The organism is Polaromonas sp. (genome assembly GCF_039932935.1).
GTDB lineage: Bacteria > Pseudomonadota > Gammaproteobacteria > Burkholderiales > Burkholderiaceae_C > Polaromonas.
Window position 1 is genome coordinate 15,034 of the sequence record NZ_JBDTPB010000140.1, and the last position, 26,997, is coordinate 42,030.

Below are 26,997 nucleotides of genomic sequence, written 5' to 3' on the forward strand. Positions count from 1 at the left end.
GTTTTGATAGAAAGTCTCTTTTCGGTAAGGGCTGCTGGTTTTGAGTATGCAGCCGAAATATTTCAGGGAAATTTGGGGGCTTGGCCCTGAGAAAGCATTGAAGTAATGGTACACTGCTAGCTGTGCCCGGGTGGCGGAATTGGTAGACGCGCACGGTTCAGGTCCGTGTATCGCAAGATGTGGAGATTCGAGTTCTCTCCCGGGCACCAAATACACCAAACAGCTTCTCCAGACTCTTCATCGGGTTCTGGAGTAAAGCAAGATTAAAGCCACTGTGACCCGGTGGCTTTTTTTATATCCGGGATTTTCGGGCCTCATCTTCAGGCCCGGTTTTTCGTCTGCAGTTTTAATCAAACAGGTACGGCAATCAGGTCGTGACCTTGGGTTCCAACGATGCGGGCCCGGGTGAATTCGCCCACTTTCAGCGTCTTGCTGATTTTCTCGGGCGGCAGCAGCTTGACCACGCCATCGATCTCGGGCGCATCGGCATAAGAACGCCCCGTGCCGCCCTTGCGGCCCAACGCCGGTGCCGAATCCACCAGTACCTGCATGGTCGCGCCAATACGTTGCTGAAGCTTTTGGCTGGAAACCGCTTCGGCCACCGCCATAAAGCGGGCCCGCCGCTCTTCACGCAATTCCATCGGCAGCATGCCGGGAATGTCGTTGGCTGTGGCGCCTTCTACCGCGCTATAGGCAAAACAACCTGCGCGGTCGATCTTGGCTTCACGCATGAAATCCAGCAGATGTTCGAACTCGGCCTCGGTCTCGCCCGGAAAACCGGCGATAAAGGTGCTGCGAATCACGATCTCAGGGCAAATCTCCCGCCAGCGCGCAATGCGCTCAAGGTTTTTCTCACCGCTAGCCGGCCGCTTCATGCGTTTGAGCACATCCGGATGGCTGTGCTGCAGCGGGACATCCAGGTAAGGCAACACCTTGCCGGTGGCCATCAGCGGCAGCACTTGATCCACGCTTGGGTATGGATACACGTAGTGCAAGCGCACCCAGGCGCCATAGGGCTCGGCGATCTCGCCCAGCGCCTGCACCAGATCCAGCATGCGCGTCTTGATGGGTTTGCCGTCCCAGAAGCCGGTGCGATATTTCACGTCCACGCCGTAGGCAGAGGTGTCCTGGCTGATCACCAGCAGCTCCTTGACGCCGCCCTCAAACAGGGCACGCGCCTCATTGAGCACATCGCCGATGGGCCGCGATACCAAATCGCCGCGCATGGACGGGATGATGCAGAAAGTGCAACGGTGATTGCAGCCTTCGCTGATCTTCAGATAGGCGTAGTGCCTGGGTGTGAGCTTGATGCCAGCAATGCCAAAAGCGTTGGGCACCAGGTCCACAAAGGGGTCGTGCGGCTTAGGCAAATTCAGGTGCACCGCGTCCATGACTTCCTGCGTGGCGTGCGGGCCGGTCACGGCCAGCACACTGGGGTGCATCTGGCGCACAAGATTGCCGCCATCCTCGCCCGCCTTGGCGCCCAGGCAACCGGTGACGATGACCCGACCGTTCTCAGCCAAGGCCTCGCCGATGGTGTCCAGGCTTTCCTTGACCGCGTCATCGATAAAGCCGCAGGTATTGACGATCACCAGGTCCGCGCCCTCAAAGGTTTTGGAGGTCTGGTAGCCCTCGGCGCTCAGTTGCGTGAGGATCAACTCGGAATCGGTCAGCGCCTTGGGGCAACCCAGGCTGACAAAACCCACTCGCGGTGCGGCTTTGGTGTTAACGGGTTTAACGGGTACGGGGGGGGAAATAACGTCACTCATGGGGTCTATTGTCTCAGGGTAAGCCTCAGGGCGAACCGTGGACCCCGGATGGCCTTGAAAGGCCGTCAGCACGCAGGCCTGATGCCCACGCGTTCAGTTCATCTTTTAAGGCCGAAAGCCTGCAGCATTTGCTCGCTCTGCTTTTGCATCTGCTCCTGCATCTGCGTGAAAACGGTTTTGGATTGCTCCACATAATTGCCCATCATGCCTTGCATCATGGGGGATTGCGCATTCATAAACTGGGCCCACATTTCAGGTGTCAGCCCCTTGGATTGCTCGGACATCTTGACCTGAAGGTCCATAAAGCTCTGAACGTTTTTTTCCAGATAGGCGCCCATGAAGCTCTGCATCGCATTGCCGTAAAAGCGAATGATGTTGGCCAGCACGGCCTCGGTAAACATCGGCGCACCGCCGGTTTCTTCTTCAAGAATGATCTGCAACAAAATGCTGCGCGTCAGGTCTTCATTGGTCTTGGCATCCCGCACCACAAAATCCGCACTGTCCATCACCAGCTCACGCACTTCCGTGAGCGTGATGTAGGTCGACGTCTCGGTGTCGTAGAGCCGCCGGTTCGGGTACTTCTTGATCACGCGGGAGGCCGCAGCCTTGCCGGCAGCCCGGCCGCCTTTGGCACCAGGATTGCCGTCGGCAACTGCTTCGCCTTGTAAGGGCGGAAGGCCGGATGCCGGGCTGGTGGATTTGCTTTTTGGCACGAGAGTTCCGATGATGGATAAGTTAACTTATTTTAGGGAGCCCGCCACCTTCCCCTATCTTGGTTTACCCTGATTGGAGAATCTATAGTGAACCAGGTTTATTGTTCTTCTGGCATCTTTACACAGGCAGGGTCGTCAGCTCGATCTCTGCCTGAAAACCAGCAATCTTGCACCGAAAAAATTAAACAAAAGCGCCGCCAGTGAACCCGTGGCCAAAGGCAAAAAGGTATAGGCGGCGGCAGTCTGAAACCAAAGGACCATCAAATAAAAAACCAGGAAATTGATGGCAATGCCTCCTGCCTGGACCAGTAAATACTTCACATACTCCTGTATCAAAAACGCATGAGAGCTCGCTGGCTGGCGAAAAGTGAACAGCCGGTTGGCCCCCCAGGTAACAAGCGTGGCAGGTAAGAAGGCTAACGCACGCGAGATCAGGATGTCGATACCGAAGGCTCGCATAAATACAAAGAAGAGACACGCATCGACAGCGAAACCCACAGTCCCCACAACCACGAACGCCATCAATTGGCGTCCGCGTACCGACTCTGACATGGCCTTTTGCATCAAGTCTTGTTCGCGATGGACACAATCATGAGCTCGTAACTCATCTTGTGCTGATGCACGATGCTGTCGAGCATGAGGGCTACGGAAAAAAAGATCACAGCCACAATTTCCAGCGCTGCAGCCAACACAGCCAAGGGGACATGGTAGATGTATTGGTAAGTGAACCAGTCAGCCAATACCGGAATTCCAGCGACAAAACCTGACATCATAAGTACGACGGAGACCGTTCCGAAAAAAGCAAGAGGCTTGTAGTAGCGCAGTATCTGGAAGATCGCAAAAATTACTTTGGCTCCATCGGCCAAGGTGTTGAGCTTGGAGAAGCTGCCTGCGGGCCGGTCCACATACTCCACTGGAATTTCCATGACGCGGAACCGCTTATCAAGCGCATGCAGGGTCATATCGGTTTCAACCTGAAAGCCTGCCACCATTATTGGATAGGTCTTGACGAACGTGCGGCTGAAAGCACGGTACCCACTCATGATGTCCTGCAGAGAGGATCGAAAAAAGAAGTTGATCATGCTTTTCACAAGATCATTGCCAAACCCGTGAAAGCGTCGCTTGTTGTGGTCCCCATAGTGCCCGCCCGAATGCCGGTCACCTACCACCATGTCGGCTTCTCCTCGCGCCACAGGCGCGATCATGTCAGCAGCGCGAGATGCTGGGTAAGTCTGGTCTGCGTCCGCCATCAAATAGATGTCGGCGTCCACATCGAAAAAAGCGCGACGTAACGCATTCCCTTTGCCTTGCCTTTTCTCATGAATCAGCCTGCCCGCACAGCCCAGATCTTCAAATGTGGCAGCAGCGACTACCGACGTACGGTCGCTTGAGTTGTTATCGACTACGCATATGACGGCATCAGGTAACGCAGCATGAAAGTCCCGGATGACTTGTCCAATCGTTAACTCTTCGTTGTAGGCAGGAAGAATGACGGCAATGGAAGGCTTGGAAAATCTCATCGGCACCTCACTGAAAAGCGGAATCACGACTGGCGGAAAATACGGCAAAACTGGTATCTGTCCTGGCGGCTGCCTACCCAAGCACGGTAGGTGGCGCACGAGGGCAGATCGATGCGTAAACCATAATGCGCTTTGGCAAATTCATCGCTGGTGCGCGCGATTACCTTGTCTTCTTCGACCAAGTCGCGCCGAGCAGCGGAATTCATTGCGATGCCGCAGTATGGGCTATTGCTGGTGTCGGAAATTTCGGCATTCAAGCGGGAGTTTCGCTTGATGCTCCAGCGTACAACTTCGCAGCCCACGCCAGCTCTCCCCACACCAAACTGCGCAAGAACGCGGTTGACTTTTGCGATCTGCGCCGGCCGCGTGTCTTTGCTGGCCTCGAAAATGACATAAGTATTCTCTGCACTACTGTCTATCATTCGCATGGCCTCAGCCACAAATTTCGGCGACTCCGGAAAACTTCCCAACGAGGCAACTTTGATCTCCGGCGGAAAAAACGGGATCAACCAGGCATGCTGACCACCTTGCAGTATCATGACGGCCGTTTTTTCCGGTTGCGAAAGCGGCGGCAACTCTACTCGAAAGGCCGTGTCGCCAAACCCGACATTGCCCCACGTGGTCCGAAATAACAATACAACGATGACAGAGGAAAACAGTACCTTGCTCGTAAGAGATCGGGCCAAGGCTGGCTTAAATATTCGGTGCAATAAAAGCCAAATTGCCAGCGGCGCAATCATTTCCAGCGGCACCAAATAACGGTGAATGCTGAAGATTCCAAGCCAGGTCATGTAACTCGCAGCGGCAAAGGCCAGCAAAAAATGAGCCCGGGAGGGCTCTTCGAGCGGGAACGAATATCTTTCAGGTACAGCCGGGGTTCTGAGAAGTCGACTACGAACGGCAGCAATCGCCCAGAATGCAAACAACAAATACAGAACAGGCAGCGCAATTTGATAAAGCGCTGACTCACCAACCCGTGACGGATTCAGAGCAAATATAAAAGGGAAAAGGAGCGCCTCGACTGCGCCTTTGGGCCTCCAACGGGTGTCTCCGACACCAACCGAACCGGCCATATCCGACTGAAAATAGGTATTGAATTGCGGGAACAGTGGATTGCCGTACAGTTTCCAGAGCATGAGGAACCAATACCCCCCGGTCAAAATGATCCCAAGGACAACGCCAATACTGAATGCTGAGGCGATGCGCAGTCGATGAACCGGGCCACCGGGGCACGCAAGCAGGAGAGCCACAGCGCCGGCCAGTGCATAAACAGCGTTTGTAAGCTTTGCGCCAGCCCCCATGCCGATCAACAAACCGGCCAAAGCAATCCATAACAAGTAGCGCCCAGACGCATGCACAACATCGTCCCATCTCGTCACAGCTACCGCTATACCCGCCAGCACAAACACCGATGAGGTGTTGTCGCCCATGGTGTTACCGAGTTCCGACACAAAAACGGCGCTTAGACACCCCGCCAGCGCCAGGGAAATCACTGTCACGTTGGTATGTTTTACCCGTGCAACAAAGGGCTTCACGATCAGAAGCAGAAACACAAAATCAAGACCGTGAAATAAACCCATTGCAAACGCTACGGTGCGTGGCGACCAATGCTTGGTCATCAGGTAATACGGCAGGTCCAGCACTGGATTGAAGTAGCTCTGCATCGCGGCCGGTGCAAGATCGTTCCCGACGCGGCCATTGAGTAGCGCGTACGCGTTATAGAGGTGGTAGTTCAGTAGATCCCAGTTTGCGTCTTGACCGATCACAAATACGGAAGCCAGCGCGAACAGCAGGGGGACGACGACAGCAGACCACCGCAATGCTGAAGGATGAGCCAGACAGCTCATCAGACGTGAATGGAGTTTAGAAAACAATCCCATGACAACTTCCTGCTGCTTTCATTGCACGCTCTACACTGACGAAGCAGATAACGATCTGAGCCAGTACGAGGCGCGAAAAGGTTCTGGCGCACGCTATCGGGATCAAATTTTCAGAGCAAAAAAAACGACATCCGAAGATGTCGTATTTGTAGAACAGGAATTGGTAGGCGCGATTGGACTCGAACCAACGACCCCCACCATGTCAAGGTGGTGCTCTAACCAGCTGAGCTACGCGCCTAAGGACTGTTCGAAGCTCGTATTGTAGCAAAGCAAACCAGCGTTCTTGCCGGCCCTTCAAAATTTGCCTAAAAAAGTCCTTCGGTTCGACATCAACGCCTTCGTGCGGACCGCACGCCCGCTACCTCAGCCACCACAGCCAGCACCTGGTTCAACCGGCTTGACTGGGCCACTTCCACTGTGAACGTCATCCACGCCGTACCGCCACGGTTGTCCTTCACCGACTGCGTCTGCACGCCAATCACATTCATTTTTTCCTTGGCAAACACTTCTGAAATATCGCGTAGCAGGCCTTGGCGGTCAGCAGCTTCCACGGCCACATCCACCGGATACACCGCGCCGTCAGGCGACTTGGGGGAATTCCATTCCACCTCGATCACGCGGTCCGGGCTCCCGCTGGCCATGTTGCGGAAATTGCTGCAGTCGCTGCGGTGAATGCTGACGCCTTTGCCCTTGGTGACAAACCCAAGAATTTCGTCCGGAGGCGCGGGCTTGCAGCATTTGGCCAGCTGCGTCAGCAGCGATCCCATGCCGACCACCAATACACCGCCACCCTTCTTAGAATTCGGATTTGGCGCGCGCGGTTTTTTTGCCAGCACGTAGTCGTCCTGGCTCAACACCGGCTCGGGCGGCCTGAGCATGTTCTCAATGGTGCGAAGCGACAGTTCGTCCTTGCCAACCACCTCAAACAAATCATCTGCCGTTTTGAAGCCGAGCTGCACCGCCAGGTCGTCCAGCTTCATGGCCGTCTTGCCTTCGCGCTGCAGCAGTTTTTCAACCGCTTCGCGGCCCCTGGCAACGGTCTGTTCTACCGCCAACCCATTGAACCAGGCGCGCACCTTGGACTTTGCGCGATGGCTGCACAGGAAACCCAGCTCCGGATTGAGCCAGTCGCGCGAGGGCCCGCCCTCCTTCGCGGTGATGACTTCCACCGTCTGGCCGTTTTGCAGCGGCGTGTTCAGCGGCACCATGGCGCCGTCAATGCGTGCGCCGCGGCAACGGTGCCCCAGGCTGGTGTGCACGCTGTAGGCGAAGTCAACCGTGGTCGCCCCCTGCGGCAGCTCGACGATGGCGGCGTCCGGCGTCAGCACATAGATGCGATCTTCAAAAAGCCCTTGCTTCGCGTCGCGCGCGCGTTGGGCCGCCGGACCTGAAAGATCGCGCTCCCAGGCCAGCAATTGCCGCAACACCGCGATCTTGGCATCGTACTCACTGCTGGCCGAGACGCCCGCATAGCCCTTGGCGCCGGCCTCCTTGTAGGCCCAGTGCGCCGCCACACCATGCTCAGCGTGGTCGTGCATGGCTTGTGTCCGAACCTGGATTTCCACCGCCCGCCCGGCCTCGTCGCGCACCACCGTGTGCAACGACTGGTAGCCGTTGGACTTGGGTTTGGCGATGTAGTCGTCAAATTCACCGTCGACCGGCGTAAAGCGCGAATGCACAAAACCCAACGCGGCATAACAACCCTTCACATCTGCGGCGATCACGCGCAAGGCACGGATGTCAAACACCTGCCCGAAGTCCAATGACTTGCCGCGCATTTTCTTGACGATGCTGTAGATGTGTTTGGGCCGACCTTGAACCAGCGCGGCAATGCCGTTCTGGTTCAGTTCGCGCTCGAGTTGCGCGCGCAAAGCTTCCATGAAGCCTTCGCGTTCCACCCGTTTCTCGTCGAGCAGCCGCGCTGTCTGTTTGTAGGTATCAGGCTCCAGGAAGCGGAAGGCCAAGTCTTCCATTTCCCACTTGATCTGCCAGATGCCCAGGCGATTGGCCAGCGGCGCAAACACATGCAGGGATTCGTGGGCCAGCGGCAACGGCGCGGCCTGCCGGGTGGCGGCATAGTGGCGCAGGGTTTGCAGGCGCGACGCCAGCCTCAGCATGACCACCCGCAAGTCACGGGAAAATGCGAGCAGCATCTTGCGGACGTTTTCGGTCTGAGCCGCCGGGTCATCCAGCAGATGCGCCTTGGCGTTGGCCGTTCGCGCCTGCCGCTGGACCTGCACCAGCTTGGTGGTTTCCAGCGCGAGCGCGGCGTAGTTGGCGCCAAAAGCCTTGGTGATCACTTCCTGCGGCTTGTTCAAGTGCTGGCACGCATATACCAGGTAGGTTGCGGCCTGCATGGCCTCGGAACCACCGATGTTTTTCAGAATAGCGGCCACCGCGTCAGCATGCGCCAGGATGTTTTCGCCTGTGTCATGCGTCTCACCGACGATCAGCGGCTCGGCAAACGCGCGGGCGCGCGCCAATGCATGCGGCTGCTCCGGCAGGCTGTCGGCCGTGGCGGTCACGATGGAGGCGTTTGGCCCCTGGGAAGGTGTCGGGCTACCTGGCCCAACCACGTTGCTTTTCATGGAACTCAGTCTGTTATCGCGGGTATTACCCCAGCAGGAAACCCTTCACCGCAGCCACCTGATCCGCTGCGACCAGCGTGGGCGCATGTCCGACGCCGTCAAACTCGACGAGGCGGGCTCGCGGCCCACGCGTTGTCATGGCGGCCGCAGTTGCAGCACTGAGGAGATCCGATTGGCGTCCCCGCAGGATCAGGGTCTCTGCCTTGATATTGTCGTAAAGGCCCCAGAGCACCGCTTCGCCCTGTCGGGAGGATTCTTCCGTAGCCAGCCTGAAGGGGTCGGCAATAGCCGGGTCATAGTGCAAACGCCACTTCGAATCGGGTGTCTGAGACACCCGTTTGAGCATGGGCGTCGAGAGGGCCAGCCACTGTTCGGGCGTGTGCGGCCCGAAGCTTTGGGAAATCGCCCACATCGCATCGGCTGCCTTCTGCACAGAACCAAAATGGCCCGCCTTGCCCAGGTAAGTGCCGATCCGCACAATGGCCTGCCACTCGATGGCAGGCCCGACGTCATTGAGCACCAGCCGGCGAACACCAACCGGAAGGGGCAAGCCAGGCTGGCCGCACACCGCCATACCGATCAACCCACCCATGCTGGTCCCCACCCAATCCAGAACCTTGATGGAAGCCTGGGTGTGCAACCGGGCGAGCAAGGCCAGCATGTCGCTGGCGTAAAGCGGGATCTGGTAGCCCATGGGGTCTTTCAGCCAGTCGCTTTCGCCGCGGCCCACCACATCAGGGCACACCACGCGCAAGCCGCCCGGGCGCCCCGCCCCCTGCTCTGTCAGCGCCCGTGCCAACACATCAAAATCGCGCCCCTGGCGCGACAGGCCGTGCATGCACACCACCACGTTCGCGCTGTCCGGCTGCCCCCATTGCCAGTAAGCCATGCGGTGGCCCCCGTTGGCGTCCGGGCAGGTTACGTAGTTCAGCGTAGGCTCAGTCATGCAGGGCAATTCGATTCAAAGGCTTGATAATTGTTCGAGAAATTGTTCGGGCGCGGCACGCAGTGTGTCGCCGCCACATTCAGATCAACCATCGTAAATCATCCGGAGAAACATCATGCTCAAAGGTAAAACAGCGCTCGTCACCGGTTCGACCAGCGGAATCGGCCTAGGCATCGCCAAGGCGCTGGCGGCGCAGGGCGCCAACATTGTCATAAATGGGTTTGGCGATGTGAAAGGCCCGCAGGCGGAGATCGAAGCGTTGGGTGTACGCGTGACCTATCACGGCGCCGACATGAGCAAGCCCGCCGACATTGAAGACATGATGCGATTTGCCGCCGCGCAGTTCGGCCAGGTCGACATCCTCGTCAACAACGCCGGCATCCAGCACGTGGCCCGTATCGAGAATTTTCCGGTCGAACGATGGGACGCGGTGATCGCCATCAACCTGAGCAGCGCTTTCCACGCCACGCGCCTGGCGCTACCTGCCATGCTGGCCACCAACGGGGGCAAGGGTTGGGGCCGCATCATCAACGTGGCTTCGGTGCACGGCCTGATCGGTTCGGCCGAGAAATCCGCTTACGTCGCGGCCAAACACGGCATCGTGGGCCTGACCAAGGTCACCGCCCTGGAAAATGCGACCACCGGTGTCACCTGCAACGCCATCTGCCCCGGCTGGGTGCTCACACCTCTGGTGCAAAAACAGGTAGACGCCAAAGCTGCGGCCGGCAACATCAGCAACGAAGCCGCCACCCGGCAGCTGCTGGGCGAAAAAGAGCCTTCGATGCAGTTCACCACGCCCGAAGAGCTCGGTGCGCTGGCGGTGTTTTTCTGCTCGCCGGCCGGCAACAACGTGCGTGGCGTGGCCTGGAATATGGACGGCGGCTGGGCAGCGCAGTAAACCGCTGCCGGCCTACAGCAGGCCGCTCACGTAGTCGCCAATCGCCAGCGAGCTCGTCAGCCCCGGCGATTCAATGCCGAAGAGATTGACCAGGCCCGCAACCCCGTGGTCGTTGGGGCCCTGGATCATGAAATCTTTGGCGGGCTCATGCGGCGCCTGAATCTTGGGGCGCAAGCCGGCGTAACCGGGTGTGAGCGCCCCGTCGGCCAGAGCGGGCCAGTACTTGCGCACTTCGGCATAGAAGGCATCGCCACGCGCCGCATCGACCACCAGGTCGTCGGGTGAATTCACCCACTGCACGTCGGGGCCAAACTTGGCCTGGCCACCCAGATCAATGGTGAGGTGCACGCCCAGACCAGCGGCTTCGGGCACGGGGTAGATCAGGCGGCTGAAAGGCGAGCGGCCGGGCAGGGTGAAGTAATTGCCTTTGGCGTAATGGCTGGGCGGCACGTGCTGCGCAGGCAGGCCTGCAAAGCGACTGGCCAGGTGTTGTGCATGCAGCCCCGCGGCATTGACGACGGTTTTCGCCTCCAGCTCCGTTCCGTCTTCTGCTATGAGTTTTATAGCTGCTTGCGCACATTCTGCGCGGGCTAGAGGCGAATTAAGCACTACAAGTCCACCCGCGTTTTCAAGATCACCTTGCAGCGCCAGCATGAGGCCATGGCTGTCGACAATGCCGGTACTGGGCGAATGCAAAGCCGCCACGCATTCGAGTTGAGGCTCCAGCGTGCGGGCGTCCTCGCGCGTCAAGAGCACCAGGTCGTCCACGCCGTTGGCGACAGCCTTTTCACGAATGGCCTGCAACTGGGCCACCTGTGCCTCGCTGGTGGCCACAATCAGCTTTCCGCATCGGTCATGGCCGACGCCGCGTTCAGCGCAGTACCGATACAACAGGTCTTTACCCTTCACGCAAAGCGCCGCCTTGAGCGAGCCTTGCGGATAGTAAATTCCGGCGTGAATCACCTCGCTGTTGCGCGAACTCGTGCCGGTGCCGATGGCATCAGCGGCTTCCAGCACCATCACGTCCCTGCCCTGCAAGGCCAGGGCACGCGCCACGGCCAGGCCTACCACACCAGCGCCAATCACGACGCAATCGACTTTGTCCATCAGAGACCCTCAAACCCTTCAATGACGTTGACCGCATTGGTGCCCAGCGCCGCGGCGGCATAACCACCTTCGAGCACAAACACGGTGGGCAGGCCCAGCTTGCCCAGCCGTTCGCCCAAGCGGATGAAGTCTTGCGGCTGCAACGCGAATTTGGAAATCGGATCTTCGGCAAAGGTGTCCAGCCCCAGGGACACCACCAGTGCGTCGGCGCGGTAACTGCCAATGCGCTGGCACGCCGCTTCAAGCGCGTCAAACCAGCGCGGCACGGTGCAGCCGGCCGGCAGCGGCAGGTTGAGGTTAAAGCCTGCGCCCTCGCCTTCGCCGGTCTCATCGGCGTGGCCCAGGTAAAACGGGTACTCGGTCAGGGGGTCGCCATGCAGGCTGACAAACAGCACGTCGGCTCGGTTGTAAAAAATGCTTTGTGTGCCGTTGCCATGGTGATAGTCCACATCGAGCACAGCCACGCGCGCCGCGCCGCCGTCACGCAGCGCCTGGGCGGCCACCGCAGCGTTGTTCAAAAAGCAATAGCCGCCCATGAAGTCGGGCCCGGCATGGTGGCCGGGCGGGCGGCTGCAGCAGAACACGGCGCGCTCGCCTGCCCCCAGCAAGGTTACAGCGCTGGCAGCGGCGTCCGCACCGGCCTTGGCGGCCTCCCAGGTGCCGCCTGACAGCGGAGAGCCGTTGTCCATCGAATAAAGCCCCAATCGCGCCGTGAAGTTGGCAGGCTCCACATCGCTGCGCAGGGTACGCACCGGCCACACCGACGGAAAGGGCTGGCGCTGGTCGTTGCCGGCCTCCAGCGCCGCCCAGTCGCGCCAGGCGTGTTCCAGAAACGCCATATAACGGCTGGTATGCACTTTCGCCAGCACCGCCCGGCTGTCGACATGCGGCGTGCGAAGCGCGTGGCCGCGTTCGGTGAGACGCGTTTTAACGAATTCGGCACGGGCCGGCGTTTCGAAGCAAGGCACGCGTTCGCCACGGAAGAATTCGTACTGCGGGGCGTGGGCGTGGTGGCTGTCGCTGAAGAAAGTGAGCATGAGGGAGGTTTGGCAAAAACAACTAGCGGACCGCAAGCTGCGGGTTCATAGCGCGCGCGGATCGGTTTTCAGCAGCATCTCGACCAACGAACGCAGCGTGGCCTTGAGCGGCTCGGCGCCGGCTGTCAGCGCCAGCGTGTCCTCGTCCATGTAAAGCTTGCGATTGATCTCCAGCTGGATGCTGTGCCGGTGCGCGGCCGGATTGCCATATCGGCGAACCAGCTCCACGCCTTTGTAGGGATGGTTATAAGCCACGCTATGTCCGCGCGCCTTCAGGTGCTCACGTACCCGCTGCGACAGCAGTTTGCTGGCCGTGGTGCCCTCGCGATCACCGATCACGAAATCGGCATGCTCTTCACCCGGAAAGTCCGTCGCGCTGCCGGAGGCAATGGCCGGCATGGAGTGGCAGTTGATGTGGATGCTGTAGCCGTGCAGTCGGTGCGCAGCATCAATGGCTTGGGCCACGGCGGCGTGATAGGGCTTCCAGCATTGTTCAATGCGCGCCTGGACTTCCGCCACACCAAGCTTGCGATCGTAGAGCGGAACACCCTCGTCGGTGGTGCGCCAGATCAGGCCTTTTCCCAGGCGAACCTTGGACAGGATTTTGGGGTCCGTTTCCACCGGTTCAGGCCAGGGAGCGTCCAGCAGGGACACATCCATTTCCGTGGTGTTCCGGTTGGCGTCAAGGTAGCTGCGGGGAAAGTGCGCCTCGATCCAGTGCGCGCCCATCGCGGGCGCAAAGTCATAGAGCTTTTCGACATGGGTGTCTTCGGCGCTGCGCAACACGGAGAGCTCGCAGGCGTGCCTGAAATCTGCGGGGTACGCGGTGCCGCTGTGGGGAGAATCAAGAACCAGCGGAGTGCTTCCGGGCAAGTGGGTAATGAACGGCATGCATTGACTTTAGCAGCAGGCCCGTGGCCACATCAGTCCGGCAACGGCGGCCCCTACAGCGTACGCAAACTTCCGCTTGTCCTACAGGGTTTTAACTTTTAAACCCACACCATGCTGGTACACCGCCCCTTAAATTTCACAGCGGAAAGCCCACCAACCCGCTTTTTTCCCGATGAGAAAGCGCAGTCCGAAAATTCACCTTGGAAGGAAACACACCATGCCATCATTGACCCGCAGACTCTCCGCAACCGTGCTGGCAGCCGCCGCCCTGGCTGCGGCTGCAGGGGCGCAAGCTCAAAGCAATAACTCGAGCTCGTCGTCCAACATGTCCAGCAGCAACTATTCGTTTTATGCACCGGGCTCCCGCTACTTCGGCTTGAACGTGGGCAGCTCAGACTTTTCCCTGCCCAGCGGTGCCGGCGGTTTTCCTTCTGACAACAGGGACACCTCGTACAACATCTACGGCGGCAGCTATTTCAACAACAATTTCGGCCTGGAATTGGGCTACACCGATTTCGGCAAAGTGAATCGCGGTGGCGGACAGACCGACGCCGAAGGCATCAACCTGAGCCTGGTGGGACGCTTGCCGCTGAGTAACTCTTTCAACCTTCTGGGCAAGCTGGGAACGACCTATGGCCGCACCCACGTGTCTGCGGCACCGGCTTCTGGCCTCGCAACGGGCAGTGAAAGCAACTGGGGCATGTCTTACGGAATCGGAGCGGAATGGGCCTTTACGCCCGCGCTGTCGGCTGTGTTGGCATGGGACGAGCACAACCTGAAATATCCCGGCGGCAGCAAGGAACGCCTCAGCACCACCAGCATAGGCTTGCGCTACCGCTTCTGATCGTTTCCAGACACGTTTCACCGGGACATCAAAGCCCGCAGGCCTCCAGGGCCTGCGGGCTTTTTACTGCCTCAAAGTTGCGGTATCCACCGCTGCGATCAGGGACCCGCAGCATTCGCATTGGGCGGATTTCTACACCCTTGCGAGATCACTTCATCTGCACTGAGCCGGAGACATTGACAAGCACCGTGCTCTTGCCGGCTTCCACCGGAATGGACGCATCGGCCATTTCCGACTTCGCCTGCATCGCCATCATGCGGGGGCGCGGCACCGGCCCCTGGTCGTTGGCATTGACGGAAACTTCGCGCAACGAATAACTGGAAAAACCAAAACTGCGAGCCACTTCGCCGGCTTTGGCTTTGAACCGCTCGATCGCCTGCGCCTGCGCCTCGCCTTCCACCTTGGCACGTTGTTCGCGGCTCAGGCCAAAACTGACGTTACCCATGGTCAAGGTCTGAATCTTGCCGGCCGTGGTGGTGATACGGGGAAAATCTTTGCCTTCCAGCACCAGCTCAGTGGAGCCCTGCCAGCCATTGATCTTGCCGTCTTTGCCATAGCGCGGGTACAGGCTGAAATTACCCGTTCGCACATCCATTTGGGTCGGCACCGCGGCCTGTTTTGCCTGAGTCAGCGCCGTATCCAGCGCCTGCTTAAGCTGTGCCTGCACGGCTGCCGCGTCGGTACCGTCACGGGTCGTGGTGAGAGAAATTGACAGCAAATCCTGCTGCACTTCCACCGAACCGCTGGCCGATAGCTGGGCCACGTTTTGCAGGGGTTCGTAAGGCAGGGGCTGGGCCAGGGCTTGGCTGCCCAGCACAGTGCTCGTCAGCAGCGCCCACAGAGCCAGGGATTTTGGAGTTCGCATCAGGAATTACCTTTCAAGTAACGGGTTCAGCCACTTTTGGCCAAAAAGACAAGAGTGAAATCAGGGGGAGGAGAAGGCCGGGAATAGCTTGACGGTGAAATTTCGTTTGCTGGTTCACCGTAAGTAACCAAGCGCTTTATCGCGCCGCAGCTTCAGGGCAGAGCCATCACATCGCTGTGTGGCCCGCAGCCCAAGGGCTCGACGATCATTTTTACATGTGATTTTCGAAGCGGATGTAGGCGCATTTCCATAATCACCGAACACACTTGCATGACTCCGCAACTTTTGTAACAGTGTGTCAAACAGACTGAAAAATGAGACATCCAGCCTTTTCCGCCTTCAAAATGGCTCTGTTACAAATCACCAGATGACTATGACCCAAGCTCAACCCAACGCCCGCGCCGACAAAATCCTGATTCTTGATGACGATGCCCGCATTCGCGATCTCCTGCGCCGCTACCTGGCCCAGGAAGGCTTTGAGGTCATCCTTGCTGAAGACAGCAAGGCGCTGAACCGCATCATGCTGCGCGACGCTGTTGACCTGATCGTGCTGGACCTGATGATGCCCGGCGAAGACGGCCTTTCCATCTGCCGCCGCCTGCGCGCCGCCAATGACCGCACGCCCATCATCATGCTGACCGCCAAAGGGGAGGACGTAGACCGCATCGTCGGCCTGGAGGTAGGCGCCGACGATTACCTGGCAAAACCGTTCAATCCCCGCGAACTCCTTGCCCGCATCCACGCCGTGCTGCGCCGCCGGCCCACCGCCGAAGTGCCCGGAGCGCCATCGAGCGATCAGGAAGTGATCACCTTCGGGCCTTTCTCCTTCGACATGGGCTTGCGGACGCTGCACAAGAACGGCGAGGAATTGCCGCTCACCACCGGTGAATTCGCCATGCTGAAGACCCTGGTGCGCCACCCGCGCCAGCCGCTGTCGCGCGAAAAGCTGGCCCAGCTGGCGCGCGGACGCGAGTTCGAACCCTTTGACCGAAGCCTGGACGTGCAGGTATCGCGTCTGCGCAAACTGATCGAGGTCGACGCCGCCGTGCCGCGTTATATCCAGACGGTCTGGGGCATTGGCTATGTGTTTGTGCCGGACGGAACCAACTAAACTGCTGCACGCGTGACGTTTATTCGTCGGCCAGGCGGCAAAAAGCAGCTCAAACGTCTTGGCGTGCACCGCCAACGTCAGCTTTCCCACGTCCATCCTCGCCACATACCCGGCACGTAAACGATTCCCATGGACGCTACCAACCCGGTTCCTCTCGAAACCGCCCCGGCCCCGCTGGAAATGCGCCCACGCCGGGGTCTGAGCCTCTTCTGGCGGACCTTTTTCTTCCTGGCGCTGCTGCTCATGGGCTCCATCGTGGCCTGGTTGCAGACCTTTCGCGCACTCGAATCCGAGCCACGTGCCATTCAGAATGCGCAACAGCTGGCGTCACTCGTCAACCTGAGCCGGGCAGCGCTTCGTTATTCGGACGCCATCGCGCGCGTATCGTTGATCAAAACGCTGGCGGACGAGGAGCACGTGCGCATCACGCCACGTGAGCCCAAGGATAAATACGATCCTTTTGAGAGCGACGACCTCAGTGAACGAACCGCTGAAGAACTCAAGCTGCGATTGGGCGGCGGGACGGTGGTAGCCAGCAGCGTCAACGGTCAAAAAGGCCTTTGGGTGGGTTTCACTATCGACGGAGATTCATACTGGCTGCTGACTGATCCCTCGAAAATCGGACCCTCGCGCAACAGCACCTGGATCATCTGGCTCATTACGGCTGCGGCTCTGTCGCTGGCAGGTGCCGCTTTTATTGCCCGCCTGATCAACCGGCCGCTCAAGCAGCTGTCATTTGCCGCCAGCCGGATGCGGGACGGTGACTTCGATGCGAGTCTGCTCGACGAAAAGGTGGCTACCAGCGAAATTCGCGAGGTCAACATCGGCTTTAACCGCATGGCCGAGCAGCTCTCCAAAATCGAGCAGGACCGGGTCATCATGCTGGCCGGCATTTCTCACGACCTGCGCACACCACTGGCCCGGCTTCGTCTTGAAACGGAGATGAGCGTCTCGGACATTGATGCGCGCGAACATATGGCCGCGGACATCACCCAGCTTGACGCCATCATCGACAAGTTTCTCGACTACGCCCGACCAGAACCGCCGCGGCTTGAGCGGGTGTCACTCAACGCCGTGGTTGATGCGGCCGTATATGCCATCGCCGACTATGAAGACATGCGGGTCACCGTGACGATTCCGGACGACATGGCCGTGCTGGCCGATGAGGTGGAGTTGTCGCGCGTCATTTCCAACCTGCTTGAGAATGCACGGCGCTATGGCAAGACGCCCGAGACCGGTATCGCACTTGTCGATATTGCGGCCAAGGGCCGTGACCAGTGGGTGCTGATCAAGGTGCGTGACCACGGCATGGGCGTGGCGCCTGAAACCTTGTCCAAACTCACACGGCCGTTTTTCCGGGGCGATGCAGCACGCACTGCCGCAACCGGTGCAGGCCTGGGTCTCGCGATTGTTGAAAAAACCATTCATCGCATGGGTGGAGTATTTGGCCTGGCCAACACCGGCTCGGGCGGGCTCGCCGCGCATATCAAGCTGCGCAGGAGCTGAGGACTCTACAAACTCAAGCGACCGTGATCACCAGCAGTTTTAAGGAAAATAGCCTTGCAGCCCAATAAGGACGTGCGCAAGCAGCTACTAAAAAGATAGCGAAACCGCGCAGGCCTTAGCGATGCAGCAGCACCACGGCGCGGGCTTCCATGCCCAGACCCTGCCCGACCGGGCCCATCTTTTCTGCCGTCTTCGCCTTCACATTCACCTGACCGACATGCAGCCCCAGTGCAGTGGCAATGTTTGTGCGCATCGCCGCGATATGCGGAGCGAGCCTGGGCGCCTGCGCGATCACGGTGCTGTCGATGTTGCCGATCTGCCAGCCGAGTTCGGCCAGCAAACGCCCGACGTCCTTGAGCAGCACCGACGAATCAGCACCTTTGAAGCGCGCGTCAGTGTCGGGGAAATGCGAACCGATGTCGCCCAGCGCCGCAGCACCCAGCAGCGCATCGGTGATCGCGTGCAGCAGCACGTCGGCGTCCGAATGGCCCAGCAGACCCACCGTATGGGGAACATCCACACCGCCGATGATGAGCTTGCGCCCGGGCACGAGGGCATGCGTGTCCCAGCCTTCACCGATTCTAAAATTCATGGCGGTCATCGTGGGGCCTTGCGTGGGTTGAATTGCATTAAAGTGAGTTGACGGAGCGGCGGTCCGGATTATTTTCTGCGCCGCTCAAAGATGGCTTCGGCCAGCGCGAAATCTTCCGGGTAGGTGACCTTGAAATTCTGCGCGCTGCCATTTACCAGCAGCGGCGCAAGGCCGGCCGCCTCCATGGCACTGGACTCGTCGGTGACGGCATCGCCCGCACGCTCCAGCGCGTCGATCAGCGCGCCAATGCGAAACATCTGCGGTGTCTGTGCCAGCCATTTGTCGCTGCGGTCAACGGTAGAAGCCACGCGGCCATCGCGCTCGGTTTTGAGCGTGTCGGGCAGCTTTTGCGCCAGCAGTCCGCCTACCGCATCGTTGCGGCATTCGTTGATCAGGCCCCTGATCTGCTCGGGCGTAACAAGGCAGCGCGCCGCATCATGCACCAGCACCCAGTCAGTCGGTGCCGCGCCGCCGGGTTGCTGTTCCAGCATGGCTTTCAGGCCGTTCAGCACGGTGGCCGCCCGCGTGGCGCCGCCGCCCGCCAGAAGGAATTCATCAGGCCCGTTGAAATCAGGAAACACGTCGGAAAAATCGTCGTCAGACGACGAAATCACCACCCAGATGGCAGCCAGAGTGTCTTGCACAGCCCTGAAAGCTTCCACCGTGTGCCTGACCATGGGCTGGCCGTCAATCGGGTGGTATTGCTTGGCCCTGGCGGTTCCGGCCCGGCTTCCCTGTCCCGCACACGGAATCAGCACAAAAAAACGGGCATCGGAACGGGTATTGGCAGCGCTTGTCGTCATAACTTCATCATAGATTCTAAAATCAGGGATTGAACTCGCAGGCACCCCATTCCGGTTGGTTTGGGGTGCCTGGCTTTTGCCGACTGCTTTTCACTCACGATCCAACCCACGCCTGACCCGCCAAGATTGTCCCGATTCATGCAGCTACCCTCACTCGCCGCCGGCAAACGCTACACCCTGCCCCAGCCTGCCGGTTCCGCCGATGCCTTGCTGCTGGCACGCCTGGGAAGCCGCGAAAAAGCCGCCGGAAAGCTCACGGCCATCATCACATCAGACGCCACCACGGCCCAGCGCCTGATGGACGAGATTGCATTTTTTGCACCTGATTTGCGCTGCGCCTTGTTCCCCGACTGGGAAACCCTGCCCTACGACACCTTCTCGCCGCACCAGGACCTGATCAGCGAACGCCTGGCCACGCTGTGGCGCATCCAGCAGCGCGACAAGGAAACCGGCGCCGACGTGGTCATCGTGCCGGCCACCACGGCGCTGTATCGCCTCGCGCCGCCAAGTTTTCTGGCCGGCTACACCTTCCAGTTCAAGGTCAAACAAAAGCTCGACGAAACACGGCTCAAAGCCCAGCTCACATTGGCGGGTTACAGCCACGTCACGCAGGTGGTCAGCCCCGGCGAATACGCGGTGCGCGGCGGTTTGATTGACCTCTTCCCCATGGGCAGCCTCGTGCCCTACCGCGTCGACCTGTTTGACGATGAGATCGACAGCATCCGCACCTTTGACCCGGACAGCCAGCGCAGCCTTTACCCCGTGCCTGAAGTGCGCCTTCTGCCTGGGCGAGAGTTTCCGATGGACGACGATGCGCGCGCCAAATTCCGCAGCCGCTGGCGCGAATTGCTGGACGGCGACCCGACCAAAAGCCGCATCTACAAAGACATGGGCAACGGCGTGGCCACTGCCGGCATCGAGTACTACCTGCCGCTCTTCTTTGAAGAAACTGCCACGGTGTTCGACTACCTGGGCGGCAATGCCACGGTGGTCCTGCACGGCGACCTGGAGCCGGCCTTCCAGCGTTTCTGGCAAGACACGAAAGACCGCTACCGGCTGGTGCGCGACGCGCCCGACCGCCCGGCGCTGCCGCCCGAATCATTGTTCCTGGGCGTTGAGCAGTTTTACGCACGCGCCAATGACTACGCCCAGCTGGCGATACGCGCTACTGTCGAAGATGTTGCCGACAACGCGCAGTTCCAGAAGCTCGGCGAAATGGCTGTGGTGCGTGGCGCCGAAGACCCGCTGGCCAAATTCAAGGGCCATGTGCGCAACACCGCCCACCGCGTTCTGGTGCTGGCCGAAAGCGATGGCCGCCGCGAAAGCCTGCTCGATTTTCTGCGCGCCAGCAGCGTCAGCCCACCGGCATTTGACTCGCTTGAAGATTTCCAGGCCAGCGACGAAAAGCTCGGCATCGCCACCGCGGCGCTGAACACCGGTTTCAGCTGGCTGGAAGAAGGCATCGACCTCATCACCGAGACCGAGCTGTTTGCCGCAGGCGCCACCGTGCGCCGCCGCAACAAGAAGCAGGAGCAGGTCAGCGACGTTGAAGCGCTGATCAAGGACCTCTCGGAGCTCAACGTGGGCGACCCGGTAGTGCACAGCGCCCACGGCATTGGCCGCTACCGCGGTCTCATCAACATGGACCTGGGCCAGGGCACGAACGCCGACGGCACGCCGCTGTTGCAGGAGTTTTTGCACCTCGAATACGCCGACAGCGCCACGCTGTACGTGCCCGTCAGCCAGCTGCACCTGATCAGCCGCTACACCGGCGTCAGCGCCGAGGAAGCCCCGTTGCACCGCCTGGGCAGTGGCCAGTGGGAAAAGGCCAAGCGCAAGGCCGCCGAACAGATTCGCGACTCGGCCGCCGAGCTGCTGAACATCTACGCCCGCCGCGCGGCGCGCGAAGGCCATGCCTTCCGCTACTCGCCCGGCGACTACGAGACCTTCGCCAACGACTTCGGCTTTGAGGAAACCGCCGATCAGCGCGCCGCCATCCACGCCGTGATCCAGGACATGATCAGCCCCCGGCCCATGGACAGGCTGGTCTGCGGCGATGTGGGCTTCGGCAAGACTGAAGTTGCCTTGCGCGCGGCCTTCATCGCCGTCACCGGCGGACGGCAGGTCGCCCTGCTGGCGCCCACCACACTGCTGGCCGAGCAGCACTACCAGACGCTGGTTGACCGCTTTGCCAAGTGGCCGGTCAAGATCGCCGAGATGAGCCGCTTTCGATCCGGCAAGGAAATCACCGCCGCCATCAAGGGCCTGGCCGACGGCACGGTCGACATTGTGGTCGGCACGCACAAGCTGCTGAGCCAGGACGTGAAGTTCGAACGCCTGGGCCTGCTCATCATCGATGAAGAGCACCGCTTTGGCGTGCGCCACAAAGAGGCCATGAAGGCGATGCGCGCCGAGGTTGATGTGCTGACGCTCACGGCCACGCCGATTCCGCGCACGCTGGGCATGGCCCTCGAAGGCCTGCGCGACCTGAGCGTGATCGCCACCGCGCCGCAGCGGCGCCTGGCCATCAAGACCTTTGTACGCAGCGAAAACAACGGCGTGATCCGCGAGGCCGTGTTGCGCGAATTGAAGCGCGGCGGGCAGGTGTACTTCCTGCACAACGAGGTCGAGACCATCCAGAACCGGCGAGAAAAACTCGAAGAAATATTGCCCGAAGCCCGCATCGCCGTGGCGCACGGCCAGATGCCCGAGCGCGAACTCGAACGCGTGATGAAAGACTTCATCGCCCAGCGCTACAACCTGCTGCTGTGCTCGACCATCATCGAAACCGGCATCGACGTGCCGACCGCCAACACCATCGTGATGAGCCGCGCCGACAAGTTCGGCCTGGCGCAGCTGCACCAGCTGCGCGGGCGTGTGGGCCGCAGCCACCACCAGGCCTATGCCTATTTGATGGTGCCCGACATCGAAGGCCTGACCAAGCAGGCCAGCCAGCGGCTCGAAGCCATCCAGCAGATGGAAGAACTCGGCTCGGGTTTTTACCTCGCCATGCACGACCTGGAAATTCGCGGCACCGGCGAAGTGCTCGGCGAAAACCAGAGCGGCAACATGCTGGAAGTGGGCTTTCAGCTCTACAACGAGATGCTCAGCGAAGCCGTGGCCTCGCTCAAGGCCGGGCGCGAACCCGACCTGCTGTCGCCGCTCAGTGGGACGACCGAGATCAACCTGCACGCTCCCGCCCTGCTACCCAACGACTACTGCGGCGATGTGCACCTGCGCCTGTCGTTCTACAAAAAACTGGCGACTGCCAAAAATGCCGACCAGATCGATGCGCTGCTGGAAGAAATCGTCGACCGCTTCGGCAAGCTGCCGCCGCAGGCGCAGACACTGATCGACGTGCACCGCCTGCGCGTGATTGCCCGGCCTTATGGCGTGGTCAAGGTGGACGCCGCGCCCGGCGCTATCAGCATCACCTTCAAGAAAGATCCACCCATCGAGTCGATGGCCATCATGCATCTCATTCAGAAAAACCGGCATATCAAGCTGGCTGGTAACGACAAGCTGCGCATCGAACGCGAGCTGGAAAACCCCAAGGACCGCGCACAGATGGTCCGCGATGTGCTGCGCTCCCTCGGGCAGCCAAAAACACCCACAACAGAAACCACCCCCGCATGACCCCGACAGAAATCTCTCCCGGCCTCGTCGTCAACGTTGCCACCCCCGACCTCAAACTCAGCAACTTCAAACTGATTGCATTTGACATGGACTCCACGTTGATCAACATTGAATGCGTGGACGAAATCGCCGATGCCGCAGGACGCAAGGCCGAGGTAGCCGCCATCACAGAGGCCGCCATGCGCGGCGAGATTACCGACTACAAGGAGAGCCTTCGCCAGCGCGTCGCGTTGCTCAAGGGTGTCAGCGTCGCCAGCATGGACCAGGTCTATCGCGAGCGCCTGCAGCTCAATCCCGGCGCGGCCGAACTGGTGCATGCCTGCAAGGAAGCCGGCATGAAGGTGTTGCTGGTGAGCGGCGGTTTTTCCTTCTTCACCGATCGCGTGCGTGACGAGCTCGGCATCGACTACACACGCTCGAACGTACTGGAAGTCAAAGACGGTTTCCTCACAGGCAAGATGGTCGACCAGCCCTGGGGCGACATCTGCGACGGCGAGGAAAAACGCAAGATGCTGCTGGAGACCTGCGGCAACCTGGGCATTAATCCGCTGCAGACGATTGCCATGGGCGACGGCGCCAATGACTTGCCCATGATGGGCGTGGCCGGCCTGTCAGTGGCCTACCACGCCAAGCCGCGCGTGCGTGAGCAGGCCATGGTCGCCATCAACGAAGGCGGCCTGGACCGCCTGCTGGAGCTTCTCACCTGAAGCGCCGGCGCATCAATCCGCTCAGAATAAATCAACGATCCCGCAGCCATAGCGCCTTATAAGCAGACACCTGAACCAAAGACAACGACATCCATGGGTTTTTTCAAACGATTCGAAAACCTTCTGCACGCCTACCCTGAAGGCGAGCCCACCCTGCCGCCCAAAGGCTTCATGGCCTTTATCTGGGCCTGCAGCCGCGGCGCGCGCGGCTATATCCTGCTGCTGGCGCTGCTGTCGGCGGCCATGTCGGCTTTTGAGGCCCTGATGTTCGCCATGCTGGGCCGCATCATTGACTGGCTGGGCAAAGCCGAGCCTGCGCGTCTGTGGACTGACCACGGCAGCACGCTGACCGTGCTGGCGTGGATTGTGGTGGCCAGCATTTTTGTGGTGGCGCTGCAGACCATCGTCAAGCACCAGACGATTGCCATCAACTTCCCGATGCGCCTGCGCTGGAACTTTCACCGGCTCATGCTGGGCCAAAGCATGGCCTTCTACCAGGACGAGTTTGCCGGGCGCTTGACCACCAAGGTCATGCAGACGGCGCTGGCCGTGCGCGACACGCTGTTTGTGCTGGCCGACGTGCTGGTGGCCATGGCGGTGTATGTGGCCACCATGACGGTGCTGGCTGCCGCCTTTGACATGAAGCTGATCGCGCCCTTTTTGATCTGGCTGGCGCTCTACATCGCCGCGCTGTTTTTCTTTGTGCCCAAGCTGGGCCGCATCGGCAAGCAGCAGGCCGATGCGCGCTCGCTGATGACGGGCCGCATCACCGACGCGTACACCAACATCACCACCGTCAAGCTGTTCTCGCACACGCAGCGCGAAGCGGCCTTTGCCCGCTCGGCCATGCAGGAATTCATGCACACCGGCTACAGCCAGATGCGGCTGGTGAGCGCCTTCGAGATCGTCAACCATGCGCTGAGCATGGGCCTCATCCTCGGCATGGCCGGTACATCGCTCTGGTTGTGGAGTCTGGGTCAGGTGGGCGCCGGCGCCGTGGCAGCCGCCACCGCCATGGCGCTGCGGCTGCAGGGCATGTCGCACTGGATCATGTGGGAGATGACCAGTCTCTTTGAGAGCGTGGGCACCGTGCAGGACGGCATCAACACACTGTCACGGCCCCGCGTGATTGAAGACAAACCCGATGCAGCTACCCTTGAGGTGCCACGCGGCGAAGTGCGCTTTGACAACATTGGCTTCAGTTACGGCAAGGGCCCGCGCGTGATTGACGGCCTGACACTCACGGTGCGTCCCGGCGAGAAGATTGGCCTGATCGGGCGCTCCGGTGCCGGTAAATCTACGCTGGTCAACCTGCTGCTTCGCTTTCACGACCTGGACGCCGGCCGCGTCCTGATCGACGGCCAGGACATCGCCACCGTGACGCAAGATAGCCTGCGCAGCCATATCGGCATGGTGACACAAGACACCTCGCTGCTGCATCGCTCGGTGCGCGACAACATCACCTACAGCCGTCCCGCCGCCACGGAAGAGCAGATGCGCACGGCGGCACGGCGCGCCGAGGCCGACGGCTTTGTGGAATACCTGAGCGACCCCAGCGGGCGCAAGGGCTATGACGCGCATGTGGGAGAGCGCGGCGTGAAGCTCTCGGGCGGGCAGCGCCAGCGCATCGCGATTGCACGCGTCATGCTGAAAGACGCCCCCATCCTGCTGCTGGACGAAGCCACCAGCGCACTCGACTCGGAAGTCGAAGTCGCCATCCAGAGCAGCCTGAACACGCTGATGCAGGGAAAAACGGTGATTGCGATTGCCCACCGCCTCTCGACCATTGCCGCCATGGACCGGCTCATCGTACTGGACCAGGGAAAGATTGTCGAAGAAGGCGACCACCGCACCCTGCTGGCCAATGGCGGCCTGTACGCGCGCCTCTGGGCACACCAGAGCGGTGGTTTCCTGAGCGACAACCTTGAAGAGGCAGAACTCGCGGCTTAAGAATGCGCGCGAGAAAAATCTGCGGGTCAGGTTTTTTCGACGACCGGGCGCCCGGCCTGCACCGAAAACTGCGCCAATGTCTGCACACCGCTGTCCGCGCGCGTCACGTCGTCCACCACGCGCAATGTGCCTGTCAGCTTACGCGGCGTGAGTTCCACTACGCCGTAGCCCCTTCGCTCCGAATCGGCAAACACGAAATGCGGATTCTCGGCCAAGATGGCCGGAATTTTCGCGTTGCCAGCCGATCGGGAGGTGAGGCTGGTGCCGCAAAATTCTGTTCCCAAAGAAGGGCTGGCGGCATCGGCATAGTCGGCCTTGATGTGGCCCACCCAATTTTCGTGTACGTCGCCGCCAAGCAGCACGGGGTTGGCAAGGGCATGCTTGCGCAGTGAGTTTGTGAACCGCGTGCGCGCCGCCGAATAGCCGTCCCAGCCGTCATTCCACAGAACCTGTCCTGGCCCGGAACGAAAGTCGCGTTGGCCAAACAGGGATTGCTGGCCGACCAGGTTCCAGCTTCTTTCCTTGGTCGCGGCCTTGCCCCACTCGGTGTCCAGCCAGTTTTCCTGCTGCAGGCCCAGCATGCTGCGGGCCGGGTCATTCCATGTGGCGCAGCTTGCAGGGTTGAGCGTGCTGGAGCCGGGCTTACCGTCTCGTGTGCAGGCCTGCGCATCCTTGTACTGCCGCGCATCGAGCATATACAGCGAAGCCAGCTGACCGTAAGGAACACGCTGGTAGATGCGCATTTCCGCACCGCTTGCCAAGCCGGCCACAGCTCGCGTAAGCACCGAGGCACGCACCGGCATGTGCTCGTAAAACGCCTGGTAAGCCGCAGCGCGGCGGGCGGAAAAGTCAGGTACCGGCGGCCCGCTGTTGCCGGGCGCGGCACCCGCATAGTCGTTCTGCACTTCGTGGTCATCCCACGTCACCACCCAAGGGCATGCGGCATGCATGGCCTGCAGGTCCGCGTCACTTTTATGCAGGGCATAGCGCTGGCGGTAATCGTCCAGTGTGACCACCCATCCGCCGGTGGGCACGCGCACGGCCTGACCGGCGTTGGGGTATTCATAGATGTAGTCGCCCAGGAACAGCACGACATCCAGGTTTTCATCGCGCATGTGCCGATACGCGCTGTAGTAGCCGTGCTCCCAGCGCTGGCAGGAGGCATATGCCAGGCGCAACCGCGCCACTACGGCATCGGGCGCTGGGAAAGTCCGGGTGCGCCCCACCGGACTGGCCGCACCGCCCGTTATGAAACGGTAGAAATACCAGCGGTCCGGCTCAAGGCCCTGCACTTCCGCGTGTACCGAATGTGCGAGAGCTCCAACAGCTTGCGTCTGACCCGTCTGCACGATGCGGGAAAAGTTCTCGTCGTGGGCCAACTCCCATCGCACGGCGACTGGTTTTTGCTGCAAGCGCAAGGGATCGGCGGCATCCAGCACCAGGCGCGTCCAAATCACGACGGAATCATGCGTCGGCGAGCCGCTGGCCACCCCCAGGGTGAAGGGGTTTTCGCTGAGCCGCACCTGGGCTATCGCGCTGCGTGGCAGGAAAACGCCGGCACTCGCAATAGCCAGCGACTGGAGCAGCTCGCGGCGCTGCATACGATGTCTGGAACGGAACGCGTCTTCCATGCG

21 protein-coding genes and 2 tRNA genes are annotated in these 26,997 nt (G+C 60.3%); 8 read left to right on the forward strand and 15 right to left on the reverse strand.

Translation table 11 applies throughout. From position 1 onward, the window contains the following. The first annotated feature begins 124 nt into the window (after positions 1 to 124). Positions 125 to 209: transfer RNA gene (locus ABI546_RS20575), tRNA-Leu, on the forward strand. A gap of 141 nt (positions 210 to 350) precedes the next feature. Here ABI546_RS20575 and rimO read toward each other — a convergent pair. The 8 genes from rimO to ABI546_RS20615 form a co-directional block, all read right to left on the reverse strand. Continuing rightward, positions 351 to 1,769 (reverse strand): 30S ribosomal protein S12 methylthiotransferase RimO, encoded by a 1,419-nt coding sequence (gene rimO, locus ABI546_RS20580; RefSeq protein WP_348049720.1) that lies wholly within the window; start codon positions 1,767 to 1,769, stop codon positions 351 to 353. 98 nt (positions 1,770 to 1,867) lie between these two features. Continuing rightward, positions 1,868 to 2,359, reverse strand: coding sequence for a polyhydroxyalkanoate synthesis repressor PhaR (gene phaR / locus ABI546_RS20585; RefSeq protein ID WP_348049889.1), 492 nt, complete (start codon positions 2,357 to 2,359; stop codon positions 1,868 to 1,870). A 258-nt stretch (positions 2,360 to 2,617) separates the two neighbouring features. Then, positions 2,618 to 3,046, reverse strand: a complete 429-nt coding sequence (locus tag ABI546_RS20590) for a GtrA family protein (RefSeq protein WP_348049722.1) — start codon at positions 3,044 to 3,046, stop codon at positions 2,618 to 2,620. Next, positions 3,046 to 4,002 carry a glycosyltransferase gene (locus ABI546_RS20595; RefSeq protein ID WP_348049724.1) on the reverse strand — a complete coding sequence of 319 codons (957 nt, stop codon included), beginning with the start codon at positions 4,000 to 4,002 and terminating at the stop codon, positions 3,046 to 3,048. Before ABI546_RS20595 ends, ABI546_RS20590 begins: the two co-directional genes overlap by 1 nt. 23 nt (positions 4,003 to 4,025) lie before the next feature. Then, positions 4,026 to 5,882 (reverse strand): hypothetical protein, encoded by a 1,857-nt coding sequence (locus ABI546_RS20600; protein ID WP_348049726.1) that lies wholly within the window; start codon positions 5,880 to 5,882, stop codon positions 4,026 to 4,028. Positions 5,883 to 6,043: 161 nt separating this feature from the next. After that, a tRNA-Val gene (locus ABI546_RS20605) sits at positions 6,044 to 6,120 on the reverse strand. Between the two features lie 91 nt (positions 6,121 to 6,211). After that, positions 6,212 to 8,470, reverse strand: a complete 2,259-nt coding sequence (locus tag ABI546_RS20610) for a bifunctional (p)ppGpp synthetase/guanosine-3',5'-bis(diphosphate) 3'-pyrophosphohydrolase (protein ID WP_348049728.1) — start codon at positions 8,468 to 8,470, stop codon at positions 6,212 to 6,214. Positions 8,471 to 8,495: 25 nt separating this feature from the next. After that, complete coding sequence (locus ABI546_RS20615; protein WP_348049730.1) at positions 8,496 to 9,416, reverse strand: alpha/beta hydrolase; 921 nt, start codon at positions 9,414 to 9,416, stop codon at positions 8,496 to 8,498. Between the two features lie 115 nt (positions 9,417 to 9,531). Here ABI546_RS20615 and ABI546_RS20620 point away from each other — a divergent pair, with 115 nt between their 5' ends. Further along, positions 9,532 to 10,314, forward strand: coding sequence for a 3-hydroxybutyrate dehydrogenase (locus tag ABI546_RS20620; RefSeq protein WP_348049732.1), 783 nt, complete (start codon positions 9,532 to 9,534; stop codon positions 10,312 to 10,314). A gap of 12 nt (positions 10,315 to 10,326) precedes the next feature. On the opposite strand, the gene ABI546_RS20625 is transcribed toward ABI546_RS20620, so the two are convergent. Genes ABI546_RS20625 through ABI546_RS20635 form a run of 3 tightly spaced genes read right to left on the reverse strand, consistent with a single transcriptional unit; the run spans position 10,327 to position 13,349 of the window. Continuing rightward, positions 10,327 to 11,421, reverse strand: coding sequence for an NAD(P)/FAD-dependent oxidoreductase (locus ABI546_RS20625; protein WP_348049734.1), 1,095 nt, complete (start codon positions 11,419 to 11,421; stop codon positions 10,327 to 10,329). Then, the gene (locus ABI546_RS20630; protein ID WP_348049736.1) at positions 11,421 to 12,458 is read right to left on the reverse strand and encodes a histone deacetylase family protein; all 1,038 of its coding nucleotides are present in this window, start codon (positions 12,456 to 12,458) and stop codon (positions 11,421 to 11,423) included. The genes ABI546_RS20625 and ABI546_RS20630 overlap by 1 nt, the downstream gene beginning before the upstream one ends. Before the next feature lie 45 nt (positions 12,459 to 12,503). Then, entirely contained in the window at positions 12,504 to 13,349 is an 846-nt protein-coding gene (locus ABI546_RS20635; RefSeq protein ID WP_348049738.1) for an N-formylglutamate amidohydrolase, read from the reverse strand. 217 nt (positions 13,350 to 13,566) lie between these two features. On the opposite strand from ABI546_RS20635, the gene ABI546_RS20640 reads away from it, so the two are divergent. After that, positions 13,567 to 14,193, forward strand: a complete 627-nt coding sequence (locus ABI546_RS20640) for an outer membrane beta-barrel protein (protein WP_348049740.1) — start codon at positions 13,567 to 13,569, stop codon at positions 14,191 to 14,193. A 148-nt stretch (positions 14,194 to 14,341) separates the two neighbouring features. On the opposite strand, the gene ABI546_RS20645 is transcribed toward ABI546_RS20640, so the two are convergent. Beyond that, positions 14,342 to 15,058 carry an SIMPL domain-containing protein gene (locus ABI546_RS20645; RefSeq protein WP_348049742.1) on the reverse strand — a complete coding sequence of 239 codons (717 nt, stop codon included), beginning with the start codon at positions 15,056 to 15,058 and terminating at the stop codon, positions 14,342 to 14,344. Between the two features lie 373 nt (positions 15,059 to 15,431). Here ABI546_RS20645 and ompR point away from each other — a divergent pair, with 373 nt between their 5' ends. Together ompR and ABI546_RS20655 are read left to right on the forward strand one after the other, a co-directional pair. Beyond that, complete coding sequence (gene ompR / locus ABI546_RS20650; RefSeq protein WP_007866319.1) at positions 15,432 to 16,169, forward strand: two-component system response regulator OmpR; 738 nt, start codon at positions 15,432 to 15,434, stop codon at positions 16,167 to 16,169. 129 nt (positions 16,170 to 16,298) lie between these two features. After that, complete coding sequence (locus ABI546_RS20655) at positions 16,299 to 17,675, forward strand: ATP-binding protein (protein ID WP_348049744.1); 1,377 nt, start codon at positions 16,299 to 16,301, stop codon at positions 17,673 to 17,675. A 115-nt stretch (positions 17,676 to 17,790) separates the two neighbouring features. On the opposite strand, the gene ispF is transcribed toward ABI546_RS20655, so the two are convergent. Next, positions 17,791 to 18,276 carry a 2-C-methyl-D-erythritol 2,4-cyclodiphosphate synthase gene (gene ispF / locus ABI546_RS20660; protein ID WP_348049746.1) on the reverse strand — a complete coding sequence of 162 codons (486 nt, stop codon included), beginning with the start codon at positions 18,274 to 18,276 and terminating at the stop codon, positions 17,791 to 17,793. 59 nt (positions 18,277 to 18,335) lie between these two features. Then, positions 18,336 to 19,070, reverse strand: coding sequence for a 2-C-methyl-D-erythritol 4-phosphate cytidylyltransferase (ispD, locus tag ABI546_RS20665; protein ID WP_348049749.1), 735 nt, complete (start codon positions 19,068 to 19,070; stop codon positions 18,336 to 18,338). Positions 19,071 to 19,208: 138 nt separating this feature from the next. Between ispD and mfd the strand changes: the two genes are divergently transcribed. The 3 genes from mfd to ABI546_RS20680 all read left to right on the forward strand — a co-directional run bounded on the left by mfd (position 19,209) and on the right by ABI546_RS20680 (position 25,363). Further along, positions 19,209 to 22,706 carry a transcription-repair coupling factor gene (mfd, locus tag ABI546_RS20670; protein ID WP_348049751.1) on the forward strand — a complete coding sequence of 1,166 codons (3,498 nt, stop codon included), beginning with the start codon at positions 19,209 to 19,211 and terminating at the stop codon, positions 22,704 to 22,706. Beyond that, entirely contained in the window at positions 22,703 to 23,413 is a 711-nt protein-coding gene (serB, locus tag ABI546_RS20675; RefSeq protein ID WP_348049753.1) for a phosphoserine phosphatase SerB, read from the forward strand. Before mfd ends, serB begins: the two co-directional genes overlap by 4 nt. Positions 23,414 to 23,506: 93 nt before the next feature. Then, the gene (locus tag ABI546_RS20680) at positions 23,507 to 25,363 is read left to right on the forward strand and encodes an ABC transporter ATP-binding protein (protein ID WP_348049755.1); all 1,857 of its coding nucleotides are present in this window, start codon (positions 23,507 to 23,509) and stop codon (positions 25,361 to 25,363) included. A gap of 26 nt (positions 25,364 to 25,389) precedes the next feature. Here the strand turns inward: ABI546_RS20680 and ABI546_RS20685 are convergent, their stop codons facing one another. Then, positions 25,390 to 26,994 carry an alkaline phosphatase D family protein gene (locus ABI546_RS20685; RefSeq protein WP_348049757.1) on the reverse strand — a complete coding sequence of 535 codons (1,605 nt, stop codon included), beginning with the start codon at positions 26,992 to 26,994 and terminating at the stop codon, positions 25,390 to 25,392. Between the last annotated feature and the right edge of the window lie 3 nt (positions 26,995 to 26,997).